The sequence below is a fragment of the Marivita cryptomonadis genome (genome assembly GCF_002115725.1).
Classification (GTDB): domain Bacteria; phylum Pseudomonadota; class Alphaproteobacteria; order Rhodobacterales; family Rhodobacteraceae; genus Marivita; species Marivita cryptomonadis.
Map to the genome: position 1 here is coordinate 1 of NZ_JFKD01000067.1, position 1,400 is coordinate 1,400.

1 protein-coding gene is annotated in these 1,400 nt (G+C 56.8%); it reads right to left on the minus strand.

Translation table 11 applies throughout. From position 1 onward, the window contains the following. Positions 1–32 precede the first annotated feature (32 nt). Positions 33–1,304, minus strand: a complete 1,272-nt coding sequence (locus MCRY_RS22270; RefSeq protein WP_139834165.1) for an IS256 family transposase — start codon at positions 1,302–1,304, stop codon at positions 33–35. Positions 1,305–1,400 lie beyond the last annotated feature (96 nt).

Below are 1,400 nucleotides of genomic sequence, written 5' to 3' on the forward strand. Positions count from 1 at the left end.
GAGCTATGCTTGAATTTGGGTGACGCGCATTATCAGGCGGCGCGGTTTTCGGTGTCGTTGGTCACTTCGACACCGTCGTTGAATTTGATTCCTTCGATAACCTTTGGCAACTGATTTCTACCCTTGAGGCGCAGCCATTTTTTCGCTGCTGCCTGAATGAGGGTAAAGACCATCAGTTTTGCGGTCTTTTGTGACAGCGCCCCTTTGGTCCTCACCGTTCGGTGGCGAACAGTGGCGAACACGCTTTCAATCGGGTTCGAGGTGCGCAGATGGCCCCAATGCTCAGCTGGGAAGTCGAAGAATGCAAGCATCGCCTCTTCGTCCTTTGTCAGGCAGGCAACACCTTTTGGGTATTTGACGCCATACTTTTCGGAGAAAACGGCCAACGCAGCATCGGCTTCTGCGCGCGTTCCGGCGTGCTGAATGTCGTCCAGATCTGATTTGACCGCCGGGGCCATCTGCTTGGGAAAACAGTTCTGGATATTTTTAACCTTATGCACCCAGCACCGTTGGTGCTTTGTGCCTGGAAACGTTTTGTCCAGTGCGTTCCAGAACCCCATGGCTCCATCCCCAACCGCAATTTCTGGTGCGACGGACAGCCCGCGGCCTTTGATGTCGGTCAGCAACTCATGCCAGCTCTGCGCGCTCTCCCGCAGGCCGACCTGAAAGCCGATCAGCTCTTTCTTGCCCTCCGGTGTCGCGCCGATGATCACCAGCATGCATTCGGCATTTTCCTCCATCCGCGCCTGAAGATAGACGCCGTCCGCCCAGATATAGACGTAGTGGCGGGCAGACAGATCCCGACGTGCCCAGGCATCATATTGGACCTGCCATCCAGCAGTAAGGCGCGAGATGACGCTTGGCGAGAGGTTGGGCGCATCTGGCCCCATGATGGCCGACAGCGCGTCCTGGAAATCGCCCGTCGATATGCCCTTCAGATAAAGGACAGGTAGCAGCGCGTCCAAGCTGATCGAGCGGCGCGCCCATTTCGGCAGAATGTTCGAGGTAAAACGGATTTTCTCTGAATGATCGTGTGTGGCCATCCGATCGCGCACCTTCGGCCGCTGAACATCCAGGGCACCAATGCCGGTCTGGATCTTCCGTTCAGGGCCAAATCCATGCCGCACAATCCGCTGACGCCCGTCTTCCAGCTGCTCATCGGCGAAACCGGCGACAAACGCATCAGCTTCGGCTTTCAGCGCCTCCGCCAGCATCCGGCGCGCACCTTCCCGTGCAATTTCTGTCAATGGATCCGCTATCGTTTCCGATTGGCGAAATGGCAGGATCGTTGTATCTTCTTTCATGGCGTATCGCTCCTTGTGAGGTTCTGGCCGGCTTTGACACCCGCCACGATACGCCGCCCTTCAAATCACGCCATCACCCAAATTCCCGCATAGCTC